This is a genomic window from Lysobacter daejeonensis GH1-9 (assembly GCF_000768355.1).
GTDB classification, from domain to species: Bacteria; Pseudomonadota; Gammaproteobacteria; order Xanthomonadales; family Xanthomonadaceae; genus Aerolutibacter; species Aerolutibacter daejeonensis.
Map to the genome: position 1 here is coordinate 1 of NZ_AVPU01000037.1, position 18844 is coordinate 18844.

General features: G+C 69.9%; 20 protein-coding genes. 6 read left to right on the forward strand and 14 right to left on the reverse strand.

Annotation, left to right across the window (positions count from 1 at the left end; all coding sequences use genetic code 11):
• Together N800_RS13635 and N800_RS13640 are read left to right on the forward strand one after the other, a co-directional pair.
• Positions 1 to 1097 (forward strand): ATP-dependent helicase C-terminal domain-containing protein (locus N800_RS13635; protein ID WP_036139780.1); only part of this gene is annotated, 1097 nt, incomplete at its 5' end.
• 103 nt (positions 1098 to 1200) lie between these two features.
• Complete coding sequence (locus N800_RS13640; protein ID WP_198032557.1) at positions 1201 to 1554, forward strand: hypothetical protein; 354 nt, start codon at positions 1201 to 1203, stop codon at positions 1552 to 1554.
• A gap of 77 nt (positions 1555 to 1631) precedes the next feature.
• On the opposite strand, the gene N800_RS13645 is transcribed toward N800_RS13640, so the two are convergent.
• Positions 1632 to 2723: a hybrid sensor histidine kinase/response regulator gene (locus N800_RS13645; RefSeq protein ID WP_036139782.1), complete on the reverse strand. Its 1092-nt coding sequence runs from the start codon at positions 2721 to 2723 to the stop codon at positions 1632 to 1634.
• 276 nt (positions 2724 to 2999) lie between these two features.
• On the opposite strand from N800_RS13645, the gene N800_RS13650 reads away from it, so the two are divergent.
• On the forward strand, positions 3000 to 3941 hold the full coding sequence (locus N800_RS13650; protein WP_052108269.1) for a DMT family transporter: 942 nt from the start codon (positions 3000 to 3002) through the stop codon (positions 3939 to 3941).
• Here the strand turns inward: N800_RS13650 and N800_RS13655 are convergent.
• Positions 3936 to 4469, reverse strand: coding sequence for a pseudouridine synthase (locus N800_RS13655; protein ID WP_036139784.1), 534 nt, complete (start codon positions 4467 to 4469; stop codon positions 3936 to 3938). The two genes, N800_RS13650 and N800_RS13655, sit on opposite strands and share 6 nt — an antisense overlap.
• A 67-nt stretch (positions 4470 to 4536) precedes the next feature.
• Complete coding sequence (locus tag N800_RS13660) at positions 4537 to 5391, reverse strand: class I SAM-dependent methyltransferase (RefSeq protein ID WP_036139787.1); 855 nt, start codon at positions 5389 to 5391, stop codon at positions 4537 to 4539.
• 185 nt (positions 5392 to 5576) lie between these two features.
• Between N800_RS13660 and N800_RS13665 the strand changes: the two genes are divergently transcribed.
• Positions 5577 to 6584, forward strand: a complete 1008-nt coding sequence (locus tag N800_RS13665) for a DUF4344 domain-containing metallopeptidase (RefSeq protein ID WP_052108270.1) — start codon at positions 5577 to 5579, stop codon at positions 6582 to 6584.
• 151 nt (positions 6585 to 6735) lie between these two features.
• Positions 6736 to 6963 (forward strand): hypothetical protein, encoded by a 228-nt coding sequence (locus N800_RS13670; protein ID WP_036139789.1) that lies wholly within the window; start codon positions 6736 to 6738, stop codon positions 6961 to 6963.
• Positions 6964 to 7146: 183 nt separating this feature from the next.
• On the opposite strand, the gene N800_RS13675 is transcribed toward N800_RS13670, so the two are convergent.
• Both N800_RS13675 and N800_RS13680 read right to left on the reverse strand, forming a co-directional pair.
• Entirely contained in the window at positions 7147 to 9378 is a 2232-nt protein-coding gene (locus tag N800_RS13675; RefSeq protein WP_036139791.1) for an NADP-dependent isocitrate dehydrogenase, read from the reverse strand.
• 321 nt (positions 9379 to 9699) lie between these two features.
• Positions 9700 to 10407: a UPF0149 family protein gene (locus N800_RS13680; RefSeq protein WP_036139794.1), complete on the reverse strand. Its 708-nt coding sequence runs from the start codon at positions 10405 to 10407 to the stop codon at positions 9700 to 9702.
• A gap of 67 nt (positions 10408 to 10474) precedes the next feature.
• Between N800_RS13680 and N800_RS13685 the strand changes: the two genes are divergently transcribed.
• Positions 10475 to 10864 (forward strand): YchJ family protein, encoded by a 390-nt coding sequence (locus N800_RS13685; RefSeq protein WP_036139820.1) that lies wholly within the window; start codon positions 10475 to 10477, stop codon positions 10862 to 10864.
• 22 nt (positions 10865 to 10886) lie between these two features.
• On the opposite strand, the gene aqpZ is transcribed toward N800_RS13685, so the two are convergent.
• The 9 genes from aqpZ to N800_RS13730 all read right to left on the reverse strand — a co-directional run.
• Positions 10887 to 11612: an aquaporin Z gene (gene aqpZ, locus N800_RS13690; RefSeq protein WP_036139796.1), complete on the reverse strand. Its 726-nt coding sequence runs from the start codon at positions 11610 to 11612 to the stop codon at positions 10887 to 10889.
• Between the two features lie 161 nt (positions 11613 to 11773).
• Positions 11774 to 12262, reverse strand: a complete 489-nt coding sequence (locus N800_RS13695) for a hypothetical protein (RefSeq protein WP_036139798.1) — start codon at positions 12260 to 12262, stop codon at positions 11774 to 11776.
• Positions 12263 to 12303: 41 nt separating this feature from the next.
• The gene (locus N800_RS13700; RefSeq protein WP_036139823.1) at positions 12304 to 12630 is read right to left on the reverse strand and encodes a LysM peptidoglycan-binding domain-containing protein; all 327 of its coding nucleotides are present in this window, start codon (positions 12628 to 12630) and stop codon (positions 12304 to 12306) included.
• Between the two features lie 97 nt (positions 12631 to 12727).
• Positions 12728 to 13564: an NADPH-dependent 7-cyano-7-deazaguanine reductase QueF gene (gene queF, locus N800_RS13705; protein WP_036139800.1), complete on the reverse strand. Its 837-nt coding sequence runs from the start codon at positions 13562 to 13564 to the stop codon at positions 12728 to 12730.
• A gap of 111 nt (positions 13565 to 13675) precedes the next feature.
• On the reverse strand, positions 13676 to 14995 hold the full coding sequence (locus N800_RS13710; protein WP_036139802.1) for an amidohydrolase: 1320 nt from the start codon (positions 14993 to 14995) through the stop codon (positions 13676 to 13678).
• 128 nt (positions 14996 to 15123) lie between these two features.
• Positions 15124 to 16212: a cell division protein ZapE gene (gene zapE, locus N800_RS13715; RefSeq protein WP_198032558.1), complete on the reverse strand. Its 1089-nt coding sequence runs from the start codon at positions 16210 to 16212 to the stop codon at positions 15124 to 15126.
• A gap of 13 nt (positions 16213 to 16225) precedes the next feature.
• The gene (locus tag N800_RS13720; RefSeq protein WP_036139808.1) at positions 16226 to 16918 is read right to left on the reverse strand and encodes an alpha/beta hydrolase; all 693 of its coding nucleotides are present in this window, start codon (positions 16916 to 16918) and stop codon (positions 16226 to 16228) included.
• A 47-nt stretch (positions 16919 to 16965) separates the two neighbouring features.
• Positions 16966 to 18387, reverse strand: coding sequence for an ExeM/NucH family extracellular endonuclease (locus N800_RS13725; RefSeq protein ID WP_084087701.1), 1422 nt, complete (start codon positions 18385 to 18387; stop codon positions 16966 to 16968).
• 135 nt (positions 18388 to 18522) lie between these two features.
• The coding region (locus N800_RS13730; protein ID WP_036139811.1) for a c-type cytochrome at positions 18523 to 18844 on the reverse strand (322 nt) is incomplete at its 5' end.

The window sequence follows — 18844 nt, forward strand, 5'->3', positions numbered from 1 at the left end:
AGGCCGCGCGCCAATGGCGTCGGCGCCTGCGCGTGGACGCACCGCCGCGCCCGGGGCAGCCCGCGCACGCGCTCGGCGACCTGCTGCTGCACGCCTTCCCCGATCGCATCGCGCGCCAGCACCCCAGCGATCCGTACCGCTACCAGCTGGCCAACGGCCGCAGCGCCAAGCTGTTCGACGACAGTGCGTTGTACGGCGAGCCGTGGCTGGTGATCACCGAGCTGCGCGACGAGACGCGCGACGCGCGCATCCTGCGCGCCGCACCGCTGGACGAAGCCGTCCTGCACCGCGATTTCCCCGAGCGCTTCGCCACCGAGGACCGCGTGGTATGGGACGCGACCGCGCGCGGCATCGCCGCAGTGCGCGAGAGCCGCTTCGACCGCATCGTGCTGTCGAGCAAGCCCCTGGCCAAGCCCGACCCCGCGCGCTACGCCGACGCGCTGATCGATGCGGTGCGCCAGCTCGGGCTCGACGCACTGCCGTGGACCGGAGGCCTGCGCCAGTGGCGCGCGCGCGTGCGCTGCCTGCGCGCCTGGTGCCCGGAGCTGGCCGAAGGCGAGGGGGCATTGCCCGACCTGTCCGACGCCACGTTGCTCGCGACGCTCGACGATTGGCTCAAACCCGCGCTCAGCGGCAAGACGCGACTGGATGCGATGGACGAGCAGGCCTTCGGCGAGGCGCTCAAGTCGCCCCTGCCGTGGTCACAACGCCAACGCATCGATGCGTTGGCGCCGACTCGGATCACTGTGCCGTCCGGCATGGAGCGCCACATCGAGTATGCATGGGACGACGCGCGTACCGATGCCGAGGGCTACACCGTCGGCGGCCCGCAACCGCCGGTGCTGGCGGTGAAGCTGCAGGAGCTGTTCGGCCTGGCTGACACGCCACGCATTGCCGACGGCCGCGTGCCGGTGACGCTGCACCTGCTCTCGCCCGGCGGCCGTCCGCTGCAGGTCACGCAGGACCTGAGGGGGTTCTGGGAGCGCACCTACCCGGAGGTGAAAAAGGAAATGAAGGGCCGCTATCCCAAGCACCCGTGGCCCGACGATCCGTGGACCGCCACCGCCACCCACCGCGCGAAGCCGCGTGGCACCTGAACCAACGCCGTATCCACGACCGCGCCGGCGCGCTGTGCTCACGCAGCGGCAACACCGCGCCCGGGAGACTGCCGTCCATGGTCCAACCTTGGAGAATGCCTTCGTGAACGCACTGCACACCCTTCCTGATCGTGCCCTGGGCCTGGCCAATGCCGTGGGTGATGGCCTCAAGCAGGCGCTGCCCGCCGCCGACAAGTGGCTGCAGACCGGCGCCAAGCTGGGCGCATTGAAGGGCGGCGCGCGCGTGGCCACCACGCTGGTGCGCCGTCATCCGATGGTCGCCGCCGCCACGGTCGTCGGTGCCGGCCTGCTCTGGTATGCGGCGCGGCGCAAGGCCCGCGAAGCCGAGAAGAATGCGCCGATCGAAGGCAGCGCGCGTCGCGTCGAAGCGAAGAAGGCGACCACGCGCAAGCCGCGCAGCGGCACGCGCACGCGCCGCAGCACCAGTCAGGCGTAATCCGGCGTTGCCTTCAGCGACGGCCGCTGGGAGCGCGGCCGCCGCGGCTCATTCCTGCGCAGGGTGAGCAGGCGCCATCACGGCGCCACTTCCGGCAGTTCGATCACGAAGCGGGAACCACCGCGGGCGCGCGCCTCGTACCACAGCTGGCCGCCCGCGGACTCGACGATCCGCTTGGCCAGCGACAGGCCCAGGCCGCTGGAGATGGTGTCGCCCGGATCCACCTGCAAGCGCGTGAATGGCCTGAACAGCTCACGCTGGCGGGCGGTGGGAATCCCCGGGCCACGGTCGGCCACCACCAGCCTCCAGAACCCTGGCGCGCCGCGCTGCGCGGCGAGCGTCAGCGGCGCATTGGCCGCGTACTTCATCGCATTGGTCACCAGGTTCTCGCTGACCTGGCGCAGCACGCGTTCGTCGATCGCCACCCGCGCGTTCTCCGCCGGCGGGATCACCGTCGGTGCAATGCCGCGCGCTTCGAGCTGCATCTCGTACCGCTGCATCAACCAGTCCAGCGTCGAACCCAGGTCGGCGCTGGCGCCGGCATGCGGGTTGCCGCCGCCATGTGCACGGCTTTCCAGGTAGTCGCGGATGTAGCCCAGTGCGTCCTGCGCGCTCTCGTGGATCATCTGCAGGTAGCGCGGCACGCGCTCGGGCTTCACCCCGTCGTTGATCAGGATGTCGCTGGCAAACAGCACGCTGCTCAACGGGTTCTTCAGGTCGTGTGCGACCAGGTTGACCAGTTCCTCGCGTTCGCGTGCCACGCGCGCCAAGCGGTCGCGCGCGAGTTTGAGCCCGACGTGTGCGTTGACCCGCGCCAGCAGTTCCTCGGGCAGGAACGGCTTGGTCACGTAATCCACCGCGCCGACCTCGAAGGCGCGCAGCAGCAGGTCGCGGTCCTGCGCGGCGGTGACGAACACCACCGGCACGTCGAACGGATGGCGGCGCTCGCGCAGTCCCGCCAGCACTTCGAACCCGTCCATGCCGGGCATCATCATGTCCAGCAGCACCAGGTCCGGGGGCGAGGCCTCGAAGCGCTCCAGCGCCTCCTCGCCGCTGCCGGCGGTGACGACCTCGTAGGATTGCCGCGCAAGCAGCATGCTGACCACCCGCAGGTTGGCGGGTTGGTCATCGACAACAAGAATGCGACCGGTCGAAGTGGCAGTGCCCATTCATCCTCAGGTGGTGAGTTGCGACGCCTGGCCGGGTCGGTGATTGCGGGGTCCCGGTCACGTTATCAGAACGCCGCCTCGTGTCGCGGAACGGCCGTTCAGCCGGGCGGCGTGCCACAGGCCACGTCCGTGGTCCGGTCTGCGCGCCGCCTTCTGGCCGAACACCGGCCCGCGGCGCATCCTAGGCGGCCCGCCTGAAGGATCCGTGATGACCGCCGTCGCCGTGCCGCACATGACCTGTCGCCGTTCCGGGGCCGGACCGTGGGCGTAAGCGCGATGTCCGTGCCCGGCACCCAGGCGCGCCGCGTGGGCCTGTTGCTGGGCGCGACCGGCGCGGTGCTGTTCTCGGCCAAGGCGATCCTGGCCAAGTTCCAGTTCCGCTACGGGCTGGACGCGCTGGACGTAATGGCGCTGCGCATGGCCCTGTCGCTGCCGCTGTTCCTCGGCCTGGGCCTGCGCGAGCACCTGCGCGGCAACCGCACACCACTGCGCCGGCGCGAATGGGGGCAGGTGCTGATGCTGGGCGTGCTCGGTTACTACCTTTCCAGCCTGCTCGACTTCTGGGGCCTGCAGTACGTGCCGGTGTCGATGGAGCGGCTGATCCTGTTCCTCAACCCGACCTTCGTGCTGTTGATCGGGCTGGTCGCATTCGGCCGCACGGTCAGCCGCCACGAGTGGATCGCGATGGCAGTGAGCTATGCCGGCGTGGCGTTGGTGTTTGCCGAGAACCTGCACCTCGAGGGGACGAACATCGTGCGCGGCAGCCTGCTGGTGCTGGTCGCGGCCTTCAGCTACGCGCTGTACCTGTCGATGTCGGGGCAGCTGATCCGGCGCATCGGCTCACTGCGGCTGGTGGCCTACGCGATGACCGTGTCCACTGCCGCGACGGCGCTGCACTATGCGTTGGTGCGCGAACCGGAACGCCTGCTGGCACTGCCGGCCGGCGCCTACGGCCTGGCGCTGGTCAACGCGGTGCTGTGCACGTTCCTGCCGGTGACCTTCACCATGGGTGCGGTAGCGCGCCTGGGCGCGGGCACCGCCGCGCAGCTGTCGGCGTTGGGGCCGGTGTCGTTGGTGTTCCTCGGCGGCTGGCTGCTCCACGAGCGCATCACCGCCCTGCAACTGCTGGGTACCGTGGTGGTGCTGGGCGCGGTGCTGCTGCTGACGCGGGCGGGGGCCAACTCGGTGCCGATCGCGTCGGCCGCACCACGCTCATAACCGGCGCCATTCCCCCGGGGCCAGGGCGTCCAGCCGATAGGGGCCGATCGCCACGCGCACCAGCCGCAGCGTCGGCAGGCCCACCGCCGCGGTCATGCGCCGCACCTGGCGGTTGCGGCCCTCGCTGATCGTGACCTGCAACCACGCGTCAGGCACGGTCTTGCGAAAGCGCACCGGCGGATCGCGTGGCCACAGCGCAGGCGCGTCGATGCGCTGCACCTGCGCCGGGCGGGTGGGGCCGTCGTTGAGCACCACGCCCTGGCGCAACGCCTCGAGCTGGGTATCGCTGGGGTCGCCTTCCACCTGCACCCAATAGGTCTTGGGCTGCTTGTGGCGCGGGTCGGTCAGGCGATGGGCCAGGCCGCCGTCGTCGGTGAGCAGCAGCAGGCCTTCGCTGTCGTGGTCGAGGCGGCCGGCGGCATACACGTCCGGCGGCAGGCCGAAGCCGGCCAAGGTGGGGCGGGGCGGCGTGCTGCGGTCGGTGAACTGGCACAGCACGCCGTAGGGCTTGTTGAGGGCGATGAGCATGGGGCAGGTGCGGGTGGCCGGCGCGTGACAGCCGCGGGCGCGGCGCGTGCGTGCCCGCGGCCGACAGTCAGCGGGAGGCCGGCTTCCTGAAGCGCAAGGTCATCCGATCGCTCTCGCCGATGCCGCGGTACATCTGCGCATCCTCCGGGTCGTGGCGGTTGCTGGGTGGCAGCGTCCACACGCCGTTGGGGTGGTCGGTGGTGTCGCGCGGGTTGGCGTTGACCTCGCTGCTGGCCTCGAGCACGAATCCGGCGCGCTGCGCGAGTTCCTTCACCAGGGCCTCGGTCAGGTAGCCGGACTTCTTCATCGCCTCCAGGTCGGTGCCCGGCTTGGCGCGGTGATCGACCACGCCCAGCACGCCACCGGGCTTGAGCACGCGGAAGAACGCATCGAACATCGCCTGGTCGGAGCCCCATCCCGTCCAGTTGTGCACGTTGCGGAAGGTCAGCACCACGTCGGCGCTGCCCTCGGCGCCGAACGCCGGCTGGGGCACGCTGAACTCACGTACTTCGACCCGGTCGTAATGCGCCGGGTCGGCGGCGAGCTTGGCGCGGAAATTGGCGTTGCCCTTGGCCAGGTAGTTGCGCGTGCCATCGGACTGCGCCGGGCCGGCGATTGCCAACGCGGCGACCAGTTGGCCGTCGGCGCGCAGGTACGGCGCCAGGATCTCGGTGTACCAGCCGCCGCCCGGGGTGATCTCGATGACCCGGCTGGACGGCGTCACGCCGAAGAAGCGCAGGGTCTGCAGCGGGTGGCGGTACGCGTCGCGCGCCACGTTGGCCGGGTCGCGCCAGGTGCCGGCGATGGCCACCTCCAGCGTGGCATCGGCCGCCAGGGTGGCGGCGGGGGTCTCGGAGGAAGGCGTGGTCGTGCACGCGGCCAGCAGCAGGGGCAGCAACAGCGCCAGGCGGGACGGGGTCATGGCGGGGCTCCGGTCATAGGGACGCCAAGCCTAGCGCGAATGCGCACATCGTCGCGCGCTGCCGGCGCGCCGACCGCGCATGGCTGCGTGACGGCGCCGTCCATGCCGTTCGACGCCGGAATCGCTACCATCGTCTCCAGTCATCCGCGAACCGTGTCGCATCGGAACACGGAGGGGGTCAACGCGTGCGATCCAAGTACATCGGCATCCTGTCTGCCCTGGTCGTGGGCGCCATCGCCGGGGTCGTCGGCCATGCCCAGTGGGCCCGCCTGCGGGCACCGGCGACACCGCCGCCCGTGGTGACGGCGCGTATGCCGGTCATCGTGGCCCGCGGCGATGCGGCCCTGCAGCCCACTTCAAACACGTCCGAGGCAGGCACCAACTTCACCTACGAGTACGTGCCGCCGCGCACCGCGTCGCTGCAGCCCATCTACCAGGCCGCCAGCGAGGGCAACTTCCTGCAGAAGCTGCATGAGATCAAGGCCATCGACGGGTTGTTCATGCTGCCCACGCCGATCAAGTTCGTCACCGCCGAATGCAAGAGCCCGGATGCGTTCTACGCGCCGGCCACGCACGAGGTGGTGCTGTGCTACGAGACCATCGACGTGCTCAACAAGCAGGCCGAGGCGATGAAGGCCGCCGGATCGCTGCAGGAGGAGTTCCCGCACCAGTACGTGCTGGCCAACCTGCGCTTCATCCTGCTGCACGAGACCGGCCACGCGCTGATCCGCCTGCTCGACCTGCCCACCACCGGCCGCGAGGAGGACGCGGTGGACCAGCTGGCGGTGATGCTGATGCAGAAGTTCGCCAGCCTGGACGAGTCGCCGCAGCAGGTCTCCGAGAACCTGCGCATGGCCGCGAACTGGTTCCTGCACCGCGCGCAGGGCCAGTACAACCTCGATGCGTATGCCGACGAGCACGCGTTGGGCGAGCAACGCTACTTCAACCTGCAGTGCCTGATCTATGGCCGCGATCCGGGCAAGTACCTGTACATCGTCACCGACGGCGACCTGCCCGCCGGACGCGCCGAACGTTGCCCGGAAGAAGCGCGGCGGGTGGACCACGCCTGGTTGCGCCTGCTGTTGCCGCACGTGGCACCAAAGTTCCAGATGACCGAGGAGAAGGCGCTGCGTTTCTTCGACCAGCAGGAGCGCGCGCGGCGCAAGAACGTCGAAAGCCCCTACGTGCGCTGAGGCGGCGCGACGGCAGGGCCGTCCGACGCGCTGCAACAACTCTGCAAGACCACATCCACCCGGTTGTCATTGGGCGGGTCCACACTGCGCCTCGCTCAGGGACGAGCTTGACCTGCAGGAGGCAGCTCCCCACCCACCCAAGGAGTGTGTCATGCAACTGTTCCGCAGTCCGTTGTTCCAGGAAGCCGCGCGCCCGGTCGTCACCTCCTACGGTGGCCGCGCGTATGGCAATCGTTACGGGCGTCGCGCGGCATCGCCGCGGCACGTCGCGTCGGTGACGCAGGAGGCCCGCATCGTGGCCGTCCGCGAAATCGCCGCTGAAGTCGCTGCCGAAGTCGCCATCGCCCGCAGCACCGTGCACTACGACCAGGCCGCGTAAACCTCCACGTAAACCCGTCTGCGTCGCCCGATGCCTGCCGCCCATCGTCGGCGCATCGTCATCGAACCGGAAATACGAAGGCCCGCACATCGGCGGGCCTTCGTCGTGTCTTGCGAATGGCGCGGTCCACGCATCCGTCGCAGGCGGTGACCGGGCTGCGTAAGCGCCCGATCACCGGGGCGCTCAGCCGGCCAGCGTCGCCAGCGCCGCGTTGAGCGTGGCGCTCGGGCGCATCGCCGTGGCCAGCTTGGCGGCATCCGGGTGGTAATAGCCGCCAATGTCCACCGGGCGGCCCTGCACCGCGAGCTGCTCCTGCACGATCACCGCTTCGTTGTCCGCCAGCGTCTTTGCCAGCGGCGCGAACTTCGCCGCCAGTCCGGCGTCGGCGGTCTGCTCGGCCAGCGCCTGCGCCCAGTAGAGCGCGATGTAGAAGTGGCTGCCGCGGTTGTCGATGGTGCCCAGCTTGCGGCCCGGCGAACGGTCGTTGTCCAGGAACTTGGCGTTCGCCGCATCCAGCGCATCGGCCAGCACCTGCGCGCGTGCGTTGCCCGTGGTGTTGGCAAGGTGCTCGAACGAGGCCGCCAGCGCCAGGAACTCGCCCAGCGAATCCCAGCGCAGGTAATCCTCTTCCATGAACTGCTGCACGTGCTTGGGCGCGCTGCCGCCGGCGCCAGTCTCGAACAGGCCGCCACCGTTCATCAGCGGCACGATCGACAGCATCTTGGCGCTGGTGCCCAGCTCCATGATCGGGAACAGGTCGGTCAGGTAGTCGCGCAGCACGTTGCCCGTGGCGGCGATGGTGTCCAGACCCGCGCGCAGGCGCTTGAGCGTGTGGCGCATGGCGCGGATCGGGCTGAGGATGCTGATGTCCAGCCCGCTGGTGTCGTGCTCGTTGAGGTAGGTCGCGACCTTGGCGATCAGGCCGCGGTCGTGGTCGCGGCGCGGATCCAGCCAGAACACCACCGGCGTGTTGGACAGGCGCGCGCGGTTGACCGCCAGCTTGACCCAGTCGCGGATCGGCGCGTCCTTGGTCTGGCACATGCGCCAGATGTCGCCGGCCTTGACCGGGTGCTGCAGCAGCACGGTGCCGTGCTCGTCGATCACGCGCACGGTCCCGTCGCCGCTGATGCGGAAGGTCTTGTCGTGGCTGCCGTATTCCTCGGCGGCTTGGGCCATCAGGCCGACGTTGGGCACGCTGCCCATGGTCGCCGGGTCGAACGCGCCGTGTTCCTTGCAGTCGTCGATGACGGCCTGATAGATGCCGGCGTAGTTGCGGTCCGGGATCACCGCCTTGGTGTCCTGCAGTTCGCCCTTCGCGTTCCACATCTTGCCGCTGTCACGGATCATCGCGGGCATGGAGGCGTCGACGATCACGTCGCTGGGAACGTGCAGGTTGGTGATGCCCTTGTCGGAGTTGACCATCGCCAGCGCCGGACGGGTCGCGTACAGCGCGGCGATTTCATTCTCGATGGCGACACGCTCGGACTCCTTCAGGCCGGCCAGGCGCGCGTACAGGTCGCCGATGCCGTTGTTGGGATCGAAGCCGATCTCCGCCAGCGTGCGCGGGTTGCGCTCCAGCACCGGTGCGTAGAAGCGCGACACCGCGATGCCGAACATGATCGGGTCGCTGACCTTCATCATCGTCGCCTTCAGGTGCAGCGAGAACAGCACGCCCTGCTCGCGCGCGTCCTCGATCTGCGCGTCGATGAACTCGGCCAGCGCGGTCGCGCTCAGCACCGCGGCGTCGATGACCTCGCCGGCCTGCACCGACAGCGGCGCGCGCAGCGGGAAGCTGCTGCCGGTCACGCTGGTGTATTCGATGCGCAGCGTGCCGGGGTTGATCATGGTGTACGACTGTTCGCTGCCGAAGAAGTCGCCATCCTCCATGTGCGCCACGTGCGACTTCGACGCCGGGTCCCACTTGCCCATGCGGTGCGGGTGCTTGCGTGCGTAGGCCTTGACCGCCTTCGGCGCGCGGCGATCCGAATTGCCTTCGCGCAGAACCGGGTTCACCGCGCTGCCCTTGATCCGGTCGTAGCGGGCCTTGATGTCGCGCTGGCGCTCACCTTCCGGCTCATCCGGATACTCCGGCACCGCGAAGCCCTGCGCCTGCAGCTCCTTGATGGCCGCCTTCAACTGCGGGATAGAGGCGCTGATGTTGGGCAGCTTGATGATGTTGGCCTCGGGCGTCTTGGCCAGCTCGCCCAACTCGGCCAGGTGGTCGCCAATCTTCTGCTCCGGCTGCAGGTGCTCGGGGAACTGCGACAGGATGCGCCCGGCCAGCGAGATGTCGCGCGTCTCCACCGCGATGCCGGCGGTGCCTGCGAACGCCTCGACGATCGGCAACAGCGACTGGGTGGCCAGGAACGGGGCTTCATCCGTCAGCGTGTAGATGATCTTCGGGGCGTTGGACATGTTGGCGTGGACTCGCTGGTTGCGGCGGGGGAAAAGGGCGATCGTGCGCGCGCGTGCGCGCCGACACCATCGGCAATACGTCGATGCGGGCGCAGGCGCGCCAACACAAGCGGGCTATTGTCGCGCGTTCGGCGGGGGTGGGCAAAAGCACGGCGGCGCATCACGCCATGGCGCGAGGGCATGGTGGCCGGACGGTTGCGTATGGCCGGCGACGTGAACATCCCGGCGATCCCCTGTTTTGGCCGCGTGACGGTTACGCGAGTCCCGGTCGCCAACGCGAAGCGACGGCCCGGACGCGAGGTCCGGGCTGCGTTGCCAAGATCAGGCGCCGTGGCAGGCCTTGTACTTCTTGCCGCTGCCGCACGGGCACGGGTCATTGCGGCCCGGTGCGGCGTCCTTGCGGATCGGCTCGCGCGGGGTCAGCGCCTCGATGCGGTGGTGGTGCAGGTCGGCGAGCATGCCGGGCAGGCTGGCGATGATCTCCAGGCGCTCGCGGTAGCTAATCGGCGTCGGTTCGGCGGTGGGGTCCTCGCCGACGATCTCGCCGCTGGCGATCTGGTCGAACAGGGCGAAGATCTCCTCGATCCACTCGTTCTCGTCCAGCCACTGGTCCCATTGCGCCTCGCGCAGTTCCACGCCGGTGAAGAAGCCCAGTGCCCAGTCGCGGCCCACGTCGAGTTCGTCGGGATGTTCGGCCACGGCCTCCTCGGGCAGCCACAGCAGCGGCGCCAGGTGGTCGGGCAGGTCGTCGTCGCCGTGGCGCACGCGCGCGGCGACCATGTTGAAGTGGCCCTGCAGCAGGGCGGCCACCTCCTGCGCTTCGGCCTCGCTGTCCCAGCGCGGTGGCTTCCCGCCCCACACAAGCGGTTGCCATTCCTCGGCGGGCACCTCGGCCGGGCCCACCACCAGCGCCGACAGGAAGCCGTCCAGCGCTTCCAGGTTCAAGCCCTTGAATGGCACGGCACGCTGGTCGAGCAGGTCGGCAAGGCGTTCGATCTGCGCGTCGTCGAGGTAGGCGGGGGCTTTCATGGGCAGGGCTCGCGGGGGTCAGGCGTGCATGGTATCGCCGGCGGGCGTCCGCGCCCACAATGGCGCGATGAGCGATTCCTGCCCCTGCGGCTCCGGCCGCGCCTATGCCGACTGCTGTGGCCCTTTGCACGCAGGCAAAGCACAGGCCGCCAGCGCCGAAGCCCTGATGCGCTCGCGCTACAGCGCCTTCGTGCGCGTCGATGCCGATTACCTGCGCGAGAGCTGGCACCCGGACACGCGCCCCGCCGAAATCGACCTGGATGAAGCGGCCCAGACCCGCTGGTTGGGGCTGGAGGTGAAGCGTCATCACGTCATCGATGACGACCACGCCACCGTGGAGTTCGTCGCGCGCTGGAAGGTTGGTGGCGCGCCCGCCATCCGCCTGCACGAAATCAGCCGCTTCGTACGCGATGGCGGGCGCTGGTACTACGTCGACGGCAGCTTCCCCGCAGCTTGATCGTCGACGTACGTTGCCGCCGTCAATCGCGGTCCGACGCCACCAGCCCGCGGTACACGGCACCGCCGACCGCGCCGCCGATGATCGGCGCCACCCAGAACAGCCACAGTTGGCCCAGCGCGCCGCTGCCGGCGAATAGCGCCACGCCGGTGGAGCGCGCCGGGTTCACCGATGTGTTGGTCACCGGGATGCTGATCAGGTGGATCAGCGTCAGGGCCAGGCCGATCGCGATCGGCGCGAAGCCCGCCGGCGCGCGCGCGTGGGTGGCGCCCATGATCACCACCAGGAACATCGCCGTCATCACCACTTCGCACAGGAAGGCCGCGGCCATGCCGTAACCGCCGGGCGAGCGTGCGTCAAAACCGTTGCTGGCGAACGCGCCGGCCGCCGCGGGATCGATGCTGAAGCCGGCGCTGCCACTGGCGATCTGCAGCAGCACGAAGCCGGCCAATGCACCGCCCAGCACCTGCACCACGATGTACGGCAGCAGGTCCTTGGCCGGGAAGCGCCCACCCGCGAACAGGCCAATGCTCACCGCCGGGTTGAAGTGCCCGCCGGACACGTGCCCGAAGGCATAGGCGCCGGTCAGCACGGTCAGGCCGAACGCCAATGAGACGCCCAGCAGGCCGATGCCCAGCGGATTGCCGTCTCCGCCGAAATTGGCGGCCAACACCGCGCTGCCGCACCCGCCCAGCACCAGCCAGAACGTGCCCAGGAATTCAGCCGCCAGTCGCTTGCTCATGCTCATCGATTTTCCCCTTGCGAATGGGCCGTGTGGCCCGTGACGTCACGACAAAAAAAGGGCGCGATTCGCATCGCGCCCGGAGCTTGCCCGCCCGACGGCGGAGAGAGAGAAACGGCGGCGATGAGCAGACCGGGAGGGTGGTTGCCCTGTCGCCATGGGACGATTTACTTGACCTCGAACTCGCGGCTCTGGACGACCGTGCCGTCCAGCATCACTTCCAGCTTGTACTTGCCGGTCGGGAAGCCGTCGGGCTTGCTGATCTTGAAGTTGGTCACGCCCATGCCGGTCAGGTTGGCGTCCACGGTTTCTTCGTTGACTGTCTGGCCATCCTGGTAGCTCCACTTGGCGCCCAGCTTGCTGGCCACGGTGGCCATCGGGTCGCTGGTGCTGGTGGCGACCGCGGCGAAGATGGTGTCGGTCGGCTTGAACGTGGTGGCCGGGGCGGTGACCTTCATGTCGGGGCCGACGGCGGTGCCCAGGTCGACACCGGTGACCGACGCGGTCGCGGCCATGGGCGCCGGGGCGGGCATCGGCGCGGGTTCGCTGGCCACCGGCGGCGTCACGGCCGGCTCTTCCTTCTTCTTGCAGCCAACCACGGCGAGCGAGGCCACCAGCGCGGCGGCAACGGCGAGGTGCGTGCGGTTACGGATCATGTGCGGACTCCTGGAGAGGGATGGGGTCGGACGGTTGCGGCTCATTCGCCGGCACGGATGGCGGGGATCTTCAGCACCTGGCCGGGGAAGATCCGGTCGGGGTCGTCGATCTGGTCGCGGTTGGCCTCGAAGATGTCGCGCCACGCGCCGGACTTGCCATAGAACTGCTTGGCGATCGCCGACAGCGTGTCGCCCTTCTCGACGGTGTAGCTCTGCTCGCCGGAGTCGCCCGCGGTGCTCGCGGTGATCTCCTCGGTCGAGGACACCGACGACTGCACGTTGCTGAAGTCGGCCTGCTTGCGGATGTCCTCGGTGCTGGACACGCCGCCCTGCACGTTGGAAAAGTCGGGTTTCTTCTCGGTGCTCATGTTGGGGGGCTCCTCCCCGGCGTCGGTCGACGCGAGCACGTTGGCACGCCACTTGTTAAGGAAATATGGCGCCCGGGTGAAGAGTGGCAGCAGACCTTTACTGGCGCGCTTCGCGTCGTGCGACCGCCGTCACGCAATTGGGCGTCGCGCGCCACGGGTTGATGTCCAGGCCTCCGCGGCGGGTGTACCGAGCCTCCACCGACAGCCGTTCCGGCCGCGCGTGGACCAGCAGGTCGCTGAAGATGCGTTCCACGCACTGCTCATGGAATTCGGCGTGGTCGCGGAACGACACCAGGTAGCGCAGCAGGCCGACTCGATCGAGCCGCGGGCCGCGGTAGGCGATGCGCACGTGCGCCCAGTCGGGCTGGCCGGTGACCGGACAGTTTGACTTGAGCAGTGCGCTGGCCAGCGTCTCCTCGACCACGCCATCGGCATCGATCGCGATGAATGCCGTCCGCGGCGGGCCGTAGTGGTCGATGGCCACGTCAAGCGCATCGATCGAGATGGCGTCCTCCGCATCGCCCGCGTCCACCATCGGCGGCAATCCGAAGGCCACGCGCACCGGCGCGCCGGCCACGCGGGACAGGTCTTCGGCGATGTGCGCGAGCACCGCCTCGGCACCGTCAAAGCGGCTGGCGTTGAACGAGTTGAGGTACAGCTTCAGCGACTTCGACTCGATCAGGTTGGGCGCCTCGGCCGGCACCTCGAACGTCGCCGTCGCCACCTGCGGCTTGCCCTTGGCGTCCAGCCAGCTGAGCTCGTACGCATGCCAGCGGTCGTGGCCGATGAACGGCAGTGCCGCGTCGCGCAAACCGATGGCGTGCCGCCCCAGCGTGCGCGCGATCGGGTACAGCAGCCCCGGGTCGTAGCCCTGCGGGTAATCGACGTGGCGGCCGAGCGCGGAGCCGGCGACGGAGTTGTCCTGGGTGGTCATCCGCGCATTATCGCCCGTCGGGTTGCCGAAGGCGGCAAACCGCGACGGGTCGCGTTCACGTGGCGGTGGCGTGCGGCGGCCCGGTGGGGCTGCCGCACGCCGGGGCCGAGCTCAGCCCTGCGCGCCGCCGTGCAGGTAGTCCAGCGTCACCTGCAGCAGTGCGCGCAGGCCCAGGTCCAGCGCCGACTCGTCCAGCGCGAACTGCGGCGAGTGGTTGCTTGGCGCGGTGACCGGGTCGATGCCCTTGGCGGTGGCGCCGACGAAGAAGTACATCGACGGCACCTCGCGGGCGAAGAACGAGTAGTCCTCCGCGCCCATCTGCAACGACGGCTCGATCACGTTGCCCGTGCCGGCCACGGCCTGCAGGCTCGGCAGCATGCGCGCGGTCAGCGCCGGGTCGTTGTAGGTCACCGGGTTGCCGTCGCCATCGGGCACGCGCGCCTCGACCGTGGCGCCGTGCGCGGCCGCCACGTGCGTGGCCACGTTCTTCAGGTCATCGAAGATGCGCTGGCGCATCGCCGGGTCGAAGGTGCGGATGGTGCCGGTCATCACCACCTCGTCGGGGATGATGTTGAAGCGGATGCCGCCGTGCACCGTGCCGAAGGTGACCACTGCCGGCAGCTTGGCGATGTCGGTGCGGCGGCTGACCACGGTCTGCGCACTGCCGATCAGGTCGGCGGAGGCCGCCACCGGGTCGATGCCGCCCCACGGCCGCGAGCCGTGCGTCTGCCGGCCCTTCACCGTGATCGCGAAGGCATCCGAGGCCGCCATCAGCGGCCCTTGGCGCACGCCGATCTGCCCGGCCTGCAGCGTCGAGAACACATGCAGGCCGAACGCGGCGTTGGGCTTGAAATCCTTGAACACGCCCTGCTTGAGCATCAGCTCCGCGCCGCCTTCCTCACCCGCGGGCGCGCCTTCCTCCGCCGGCTGGAACACCAGCATCACCTGGCCGGGCAGGTCTTTCTTCATCTTCACCAGCGCATCGGCCACGCCCAGCAGGATGCCGGTGTGCGCGTCATGGCCGCAGGCGTGCATCACCCCGGTGGTCTGCCCAGCGAACTGCGTGGTCACTTTGGACGCGAATGGCAGTCCGGTCTGCTCGGTCACCGGCAGCGCGTCCATGTCGGCACGCAGCATCACCTTCGGCCCGGGCTTGCCGCCTTCGATGATCGCGACCACGCCGTGATGGGCCAGGCCGGTGCGCGGCTTCAGCCCCAGCGCGCGCAGGTGTTCGGCCACCTTCGCCGCGGTGCGCTGCTCGCGGTTGGACAGCTCGGGGAACTGGTGGAAGTCGCGGCGCCACGCAATCACCTGGTCGTGCTGTTGCCTGGCGGCCGCGGCGACTTCGGGGCGCTCCGCGGGAGCACCTTGGGCAGCGGCCACGGTGGGCAGCAGGGCGGCGATGGCAAGGGCAAGCAGCGGACGGCGCATGGAGTCTCCGGAGGCGGGCAGGGCGAGGTGAAGCCCGATCCTACTCCCCGCTTGGCACTGGCGCCCTAGATCCTTTGTCGAGTTCCCGTGGGTCAGCCAAGGTAATCAGGCCCTGGCCAATGCCTCCGTCAGCCCCGGTGCTCCAGCGCCAGATACTCGGCCGACTGCATCTCGATCAGCCGCGATGATGTGCGCTCGAACGCACCCGCCAGCTTCTGCCCGGTGTACAGCCCCGGCGGCGACTCCGCCGCGGTGCACACCAGGTTGACGTGGCGGTCGTACAGTTCGTCGATCAGGTGCACGAAGCGCCGCGCCGGGTCGTCGTTGCCGCCGTCGAAGCGCGGGATCCCGCCCACCAGCACCGTGTGGTATTCGGTGGCGATCTCGATGTAGTCGCCCGCGGCGCGCGGGCCCTCGCACAACGCGGCGAAGTCGAACCACGCATGGCCCTCGGCCAGACAGCGCACCGGGATCGGCCGGTCGTCGATCACCAGCGGCCCGTCTTCGCGCGGCATGCCCGCGCTGAGTTCGTCCCAGCGCTGCGCCAGCCATGCGTCGGCGCCTTCGTCCAGCGGCACGCGGTACACCGGTGAGCGGGTCAGCGCGCGCAACCGGTAGTCGTGCGCGCTGTCCAGATACAGCACACGGCAGTGCTTCTGCAGTTGCGCGATGGCGGGCAGGAAGCGCTCGCGCTGCAGGCCATGCGCGTACAGGTGCTGCGGCTCGGTGTTGGAGCTGGTCACCAGCGCCACGCCCTCGGCGAACAGGTGCTCCAGCAGGCGGCCGAGCAGCATCGCGTCACCGATGTCGTTGACGAAGAACTCATCCAGCACCAGCACCCGCATCTGCTTGCCCCAGTGCCGCGCGATCTTCACCAGCGGATCGCTTTCGCCGGCATGCGCGCGCAGTTGCGCATGCACCTCACGCATGAAGCGGTGGAAGTGGGTGCGGCGCTTTTCCGCGAACGGCAATGCGTCGAAGAACAGGTCGATCAGGAATGTCTTGCCGCGGCCCACTCCGCCCCACAGGTACAGGCCCAGCGGCGGTGCCTTGGGCTTGCCGAGCAGGTTGTCGAGCAGCCCGCGCTTGGGCGGTGCCAACAACGCCGCGTGCACGCGGTCCAACTCGCGCAGCGCCGCGTGCTGCGCCGGGTCGTCGTTCCAGTCGCCGCGCGCCACGCCCGCAGCGTAGGCGGCCGACGGCGACGCGGCCGTCACTGCCAGTGCCGCTTCAGTCATTGGCGGGGGCGGCCGGCAGGTAGGGGCGTACACCGTTCTTGATCACCCCGCGCAGGTCCATCAGGCGGCGGTGGAAGAAGTGGCTGGTCTCGGGCATGCGCACCAGCTCCGGCGGTTGCGGCAGGCCCTTCAGGCTGTCGACCCACGCGTAGACCGCTTCCGGCTCGACGATCTCGTCGGCCTCGCCCTGCACGATCAGCCAGGGACAATCCGGCGGGGTGATGGTCGAGAAGTCCCAACTGCGACCTGCCGCCGGCGGGGCGATCGACACCAGCATGCCGGGCTTCAACTCGGCGGCGCACTTGATGGTGACGTACGAGCCGAAGCTGAAGCCGGCCAGCCACAGCGTCGCCTGCGGATGCGCGGCGCGCACCCACGCCACCACCGCGCGCAGGTCGTCGGACTCGCCTTCGCCGTGGTCGAAGTGGCCCACCGAGGCGCCGGTGCCGCGGAAGTTGAAGCGCACCGTGGGGAGGCCTGACTCGCGCAGTGCGCGCGCTGCCATGGTCACCACCTTGTTGTGCATTGTCCCGCCCTCGGTGGGCAGCGGGTGGCAGACCACGGCGATCGCGGGTCGCAGCGGGGTGTCGGCGTCAGGGAAGTCGACGGCCACTTCCAGCGGCCCCGCGGGGCCGTGGATCAGCAGCGAAGCCGTGTCGCCGGTGGGGAAGGCGGGCTGGTTCATGGCGCCATTGTACGACCGCCGGTGTGCGCGCCCCGGGATCGGGTGCGTCAGCGCCGCAGATCAAAGCCCAACAGCAGCGGGTCGTGGTCCGAACTGCGCCACGGTCCCGGTCCGCCGTCGCGATAGCCCGCGTTGCGCGGCTCATCGGCGTTGGCGTGCCACTCCGCCGCGCCGCGCAGGTCGGCGGCCAGCGCCGGGCTCAGCAGGGCGTGGTCCAGCCGTCCCAGGGTGCCGCGGTAGGCATAGCTGTAAGGCGTTTCCACCCCGGCCACGGCGAAGGCATCCTGCCAGCCCGCCTGGGTGAGCAGGTGGACGGGGTCTTCCTGCGCATAACTGTTCAGATCGCCGAGGATCACCGCGCGTTGGCTGCCGGTTCCGGTGGGATCGCGTTCCAGCCATGCCGCCAGCCGGCGCGCGGACTCGGTCCGGGTGGCATTCCAGCAGGCCTGGCCGTCGCCCTGGTCGCGGTCGGCGCCTTCGGCCTCGCTGCAGCCCTTGGACTTGAAGTGGTTGGCCACCACCACGAACACCGGCCCGCGTCCGGCGCGGAACGCCTGCGCCAGCGACGGCCGGCTGCGGGCTGGAAACGGCCCGCCCAGCAGCGAGGCCGCCCGGCCCACCGGCTGCAGCCGCGAGCCGCGGTAGATCAGCCCCACCTTGATCGGGTCTTCCGGATCCAGCGCGGCGGCGAAACCGGGCACGCGCCCCGCCGTGGCCACCACACGCCAGTCGCCGCCCTGCGCGTTGAGGGCCTGCACCAGCTGCGCCTGCGCGCTGTCGGTGTCGTCGCCGTCGTTCTCCAGCTCCATCAGCGCGGCCACGTCTGCGTCCAGCGCCTGGACCGTGGCGACCAGCTTGGCCAGCTGCGCGGCGTGCTCGGCCGGGGTGCGCGCGCCGCGCGGGGTCGGAAAGCCACCGCCACGGCCGTCGCCGTTGAACAGGTTCTCGAGGTTGAAGGCGGCCACCCGCACGTTGCCCGCGACCACCGGTGCGACCGGGCGCGGCGCGGCCTGCAGGGTGGGGCGCACCTCGGTGCGCAGCAAGGGCCCTTCGGGGCCCACGCTGATGACGCCGTCGACGTTGCCCACCGTGCTGCCCAGTCGCGCGGATTCCAATGCGCCGGCCGTGTCATCGGAGGCCACCAGCCGCAACTGCTGGGCCCGGTTGGCGGCCGCCTGCGCCCGTGCTTCCGCGCTGCCCGGGCGGGCGCGCTCGGTCGGGTTCCATGCGCGTCCGCCAAAGCGCACCAGCACGCCCTCGCCGCCGGTGTCGACCAGGGTCAGCGGCGCCGTCACCTGCACGCGCTGGCCCGCGTACGCCGACCAGTCCACCGGCGCGGCGGTCAATTCAGGCAACGGTGGCGGCAGCGGTGCGGGCGGCGGGGCGCTGGTGCAGGCCGCAGCGCCCACCGCCAGCAGGGCGGCCGGCAGGAAGCGCAAACCGAAAGAGGGGCGTGGCGAACGGGTCATCGCGGTTCCGTGTGCGGTAAAGCGCGCATTATCGGCCGCGCGCATGACATGGCGCACCCGGGTGACCCTGCAGGCCCGGAAACGACAACGCCGCCCGGAGGCGGCGTCGTGCGAGTGCAAGCGGTCGGTGCCGGCTTACTTCAGGTTGCCGATCATCCAGTCGACCGTGGCAATGACCTGCTCGTCGGTCAGGGCCGGGTTGCCGCCCTTGGCCGGCATCACGCCGGCGGCGCCGGTGAAGCCCTCGATGGCGTGCTTGTGCAGGGTGTCCTTGCCCTGGGCGATGCGCGCGCCCCAGGCGCTGGCCACCATGGTCGGCGCGCCGCCGGCGCCCGACTTGTGGCAGCCCGCGCACAGGTTGTCGAAGATCACCGCGCCATCAGTGGTGCCGCCGTAGGCGACCTGCGAGGCGGCGGAAGCCGCCGCGGCGGCCGCAGCGGCCTGCTGCGCAGCGGCG

What these genes read in the sequence shown, in the direction of transcription:
- N800_RS13645 (WP_036139782.1), bottom strand. Translation starts at nt 2,723, where the DNA reads ATGGGCACTGCCACTTCGACCGGTCGCATTCTTGTTGTCGATGACCAA.
- N800_RS13650 (WP_052108269.1), top strand. Translation starts at nt 3,000, where the DNA reads ATGTCCGTGCCCGGCACCCAGGCGCGCCGCGTGGGCCTGTTGCTGGGC.
- N800_RS13655 (WP_036139784.1), bottom strand. Translation starts at nt 4,469, where the DNA reads ATGCTCATCGCCCTCAACAAGCCCTACGGCGTGCTGTGCCAGTTCACC.
- N800_RS13660 (WP_036139787.1), bottom strand. Translation starts at nt 5,391, where the DNA reads ATGACCCCGTCCCGCCTGGCGCTGTTGCTGCCCCTGCTGCTGGCCGCG.
- N800_RS13670 (WP_036139789.1), top strand. Translation starts at nt 6,736, where the DNA reads ATGCAACTGTTCCGCAGTCCGTTGTTCCAGGAAGCCGCGCGCCCGGTC.
- N800_RS13675 (WP_036139791.1), bottom strand. Translation starts at nt 9,378, where the DNA reads ATGTCCAACGCCCCGAAGATCATCTACACGCTGACGGATGAAGCCCCG.
- N800_RS13680 (WP_036139794.1), bottom strand. Translation starts at nt 10,407, where the DNA reads ATGAAAGCCCCCGCCTACCTCGACGACGCGCAGATCGAACGCCTTGCC.
- N800_RS13685 (WP_036139820.1), top strand. Translation starts at nt 10,475, where the DNA reads ATGAGCGATTCCTGCCCCTGCGGCTCCGGCCGCGCCTATGCCGACTGC.
- aqpZ (WP_036139796.1), bottom strand. Translation starts at nt 11,612, where the DNA reads ATGAGCATGAGCAAGCGACTGGCGGCTGAATTCCTGGGCACGTTCTGG.
- N800_RS13695 (WP_036139798.1), bottom strand. Translation starts at nt 12,262, where the DNA reads ATGATCCGTAACCGCACGCACCTCGCCGTTGCCGCCGCGCTGGTGGCC.
- N800_RS13700 (WP_036139823.1), bottom strand. Translation starts at nt 12,630, where the DNA reads ATGAGCACCGAGAAGAAACCCGACTTTTCCAACGTGCAGGGCGGCGTG.
- queF (WP_036139800.1), bottom strand. Translation starts at nt 13,564, where the DNA reads ATGACCACCCAGGACAACTCCGTCGCCGGCTCCGCGCTCGGCCGCCAC.
- N800_RS13710 (WP_036139802.1), bottom strand. Translation starts at nt 14,995, where the DNA reads ATGCGCCGTCCGCTGCTTGCCCTTGCCATCGCCGCCCTGCTGCCCACC.
- N800_RS13720 (WP_036139808.1), bottom strand. Translation starts at nt 16,918, where the DNA reads ATGAACCAGCCCGCCTTCCCCACCGGCGACACGGCTTCGCTGCTGATC.
- N800_RS13725 (WP_084087701.1), bottom strand. Translation starts at nt 18,387, where the DNA reads ATGACCCGTTCGCCACGCCCCTCTTTCGGTTTGCGCTTCCTGCCGGCC.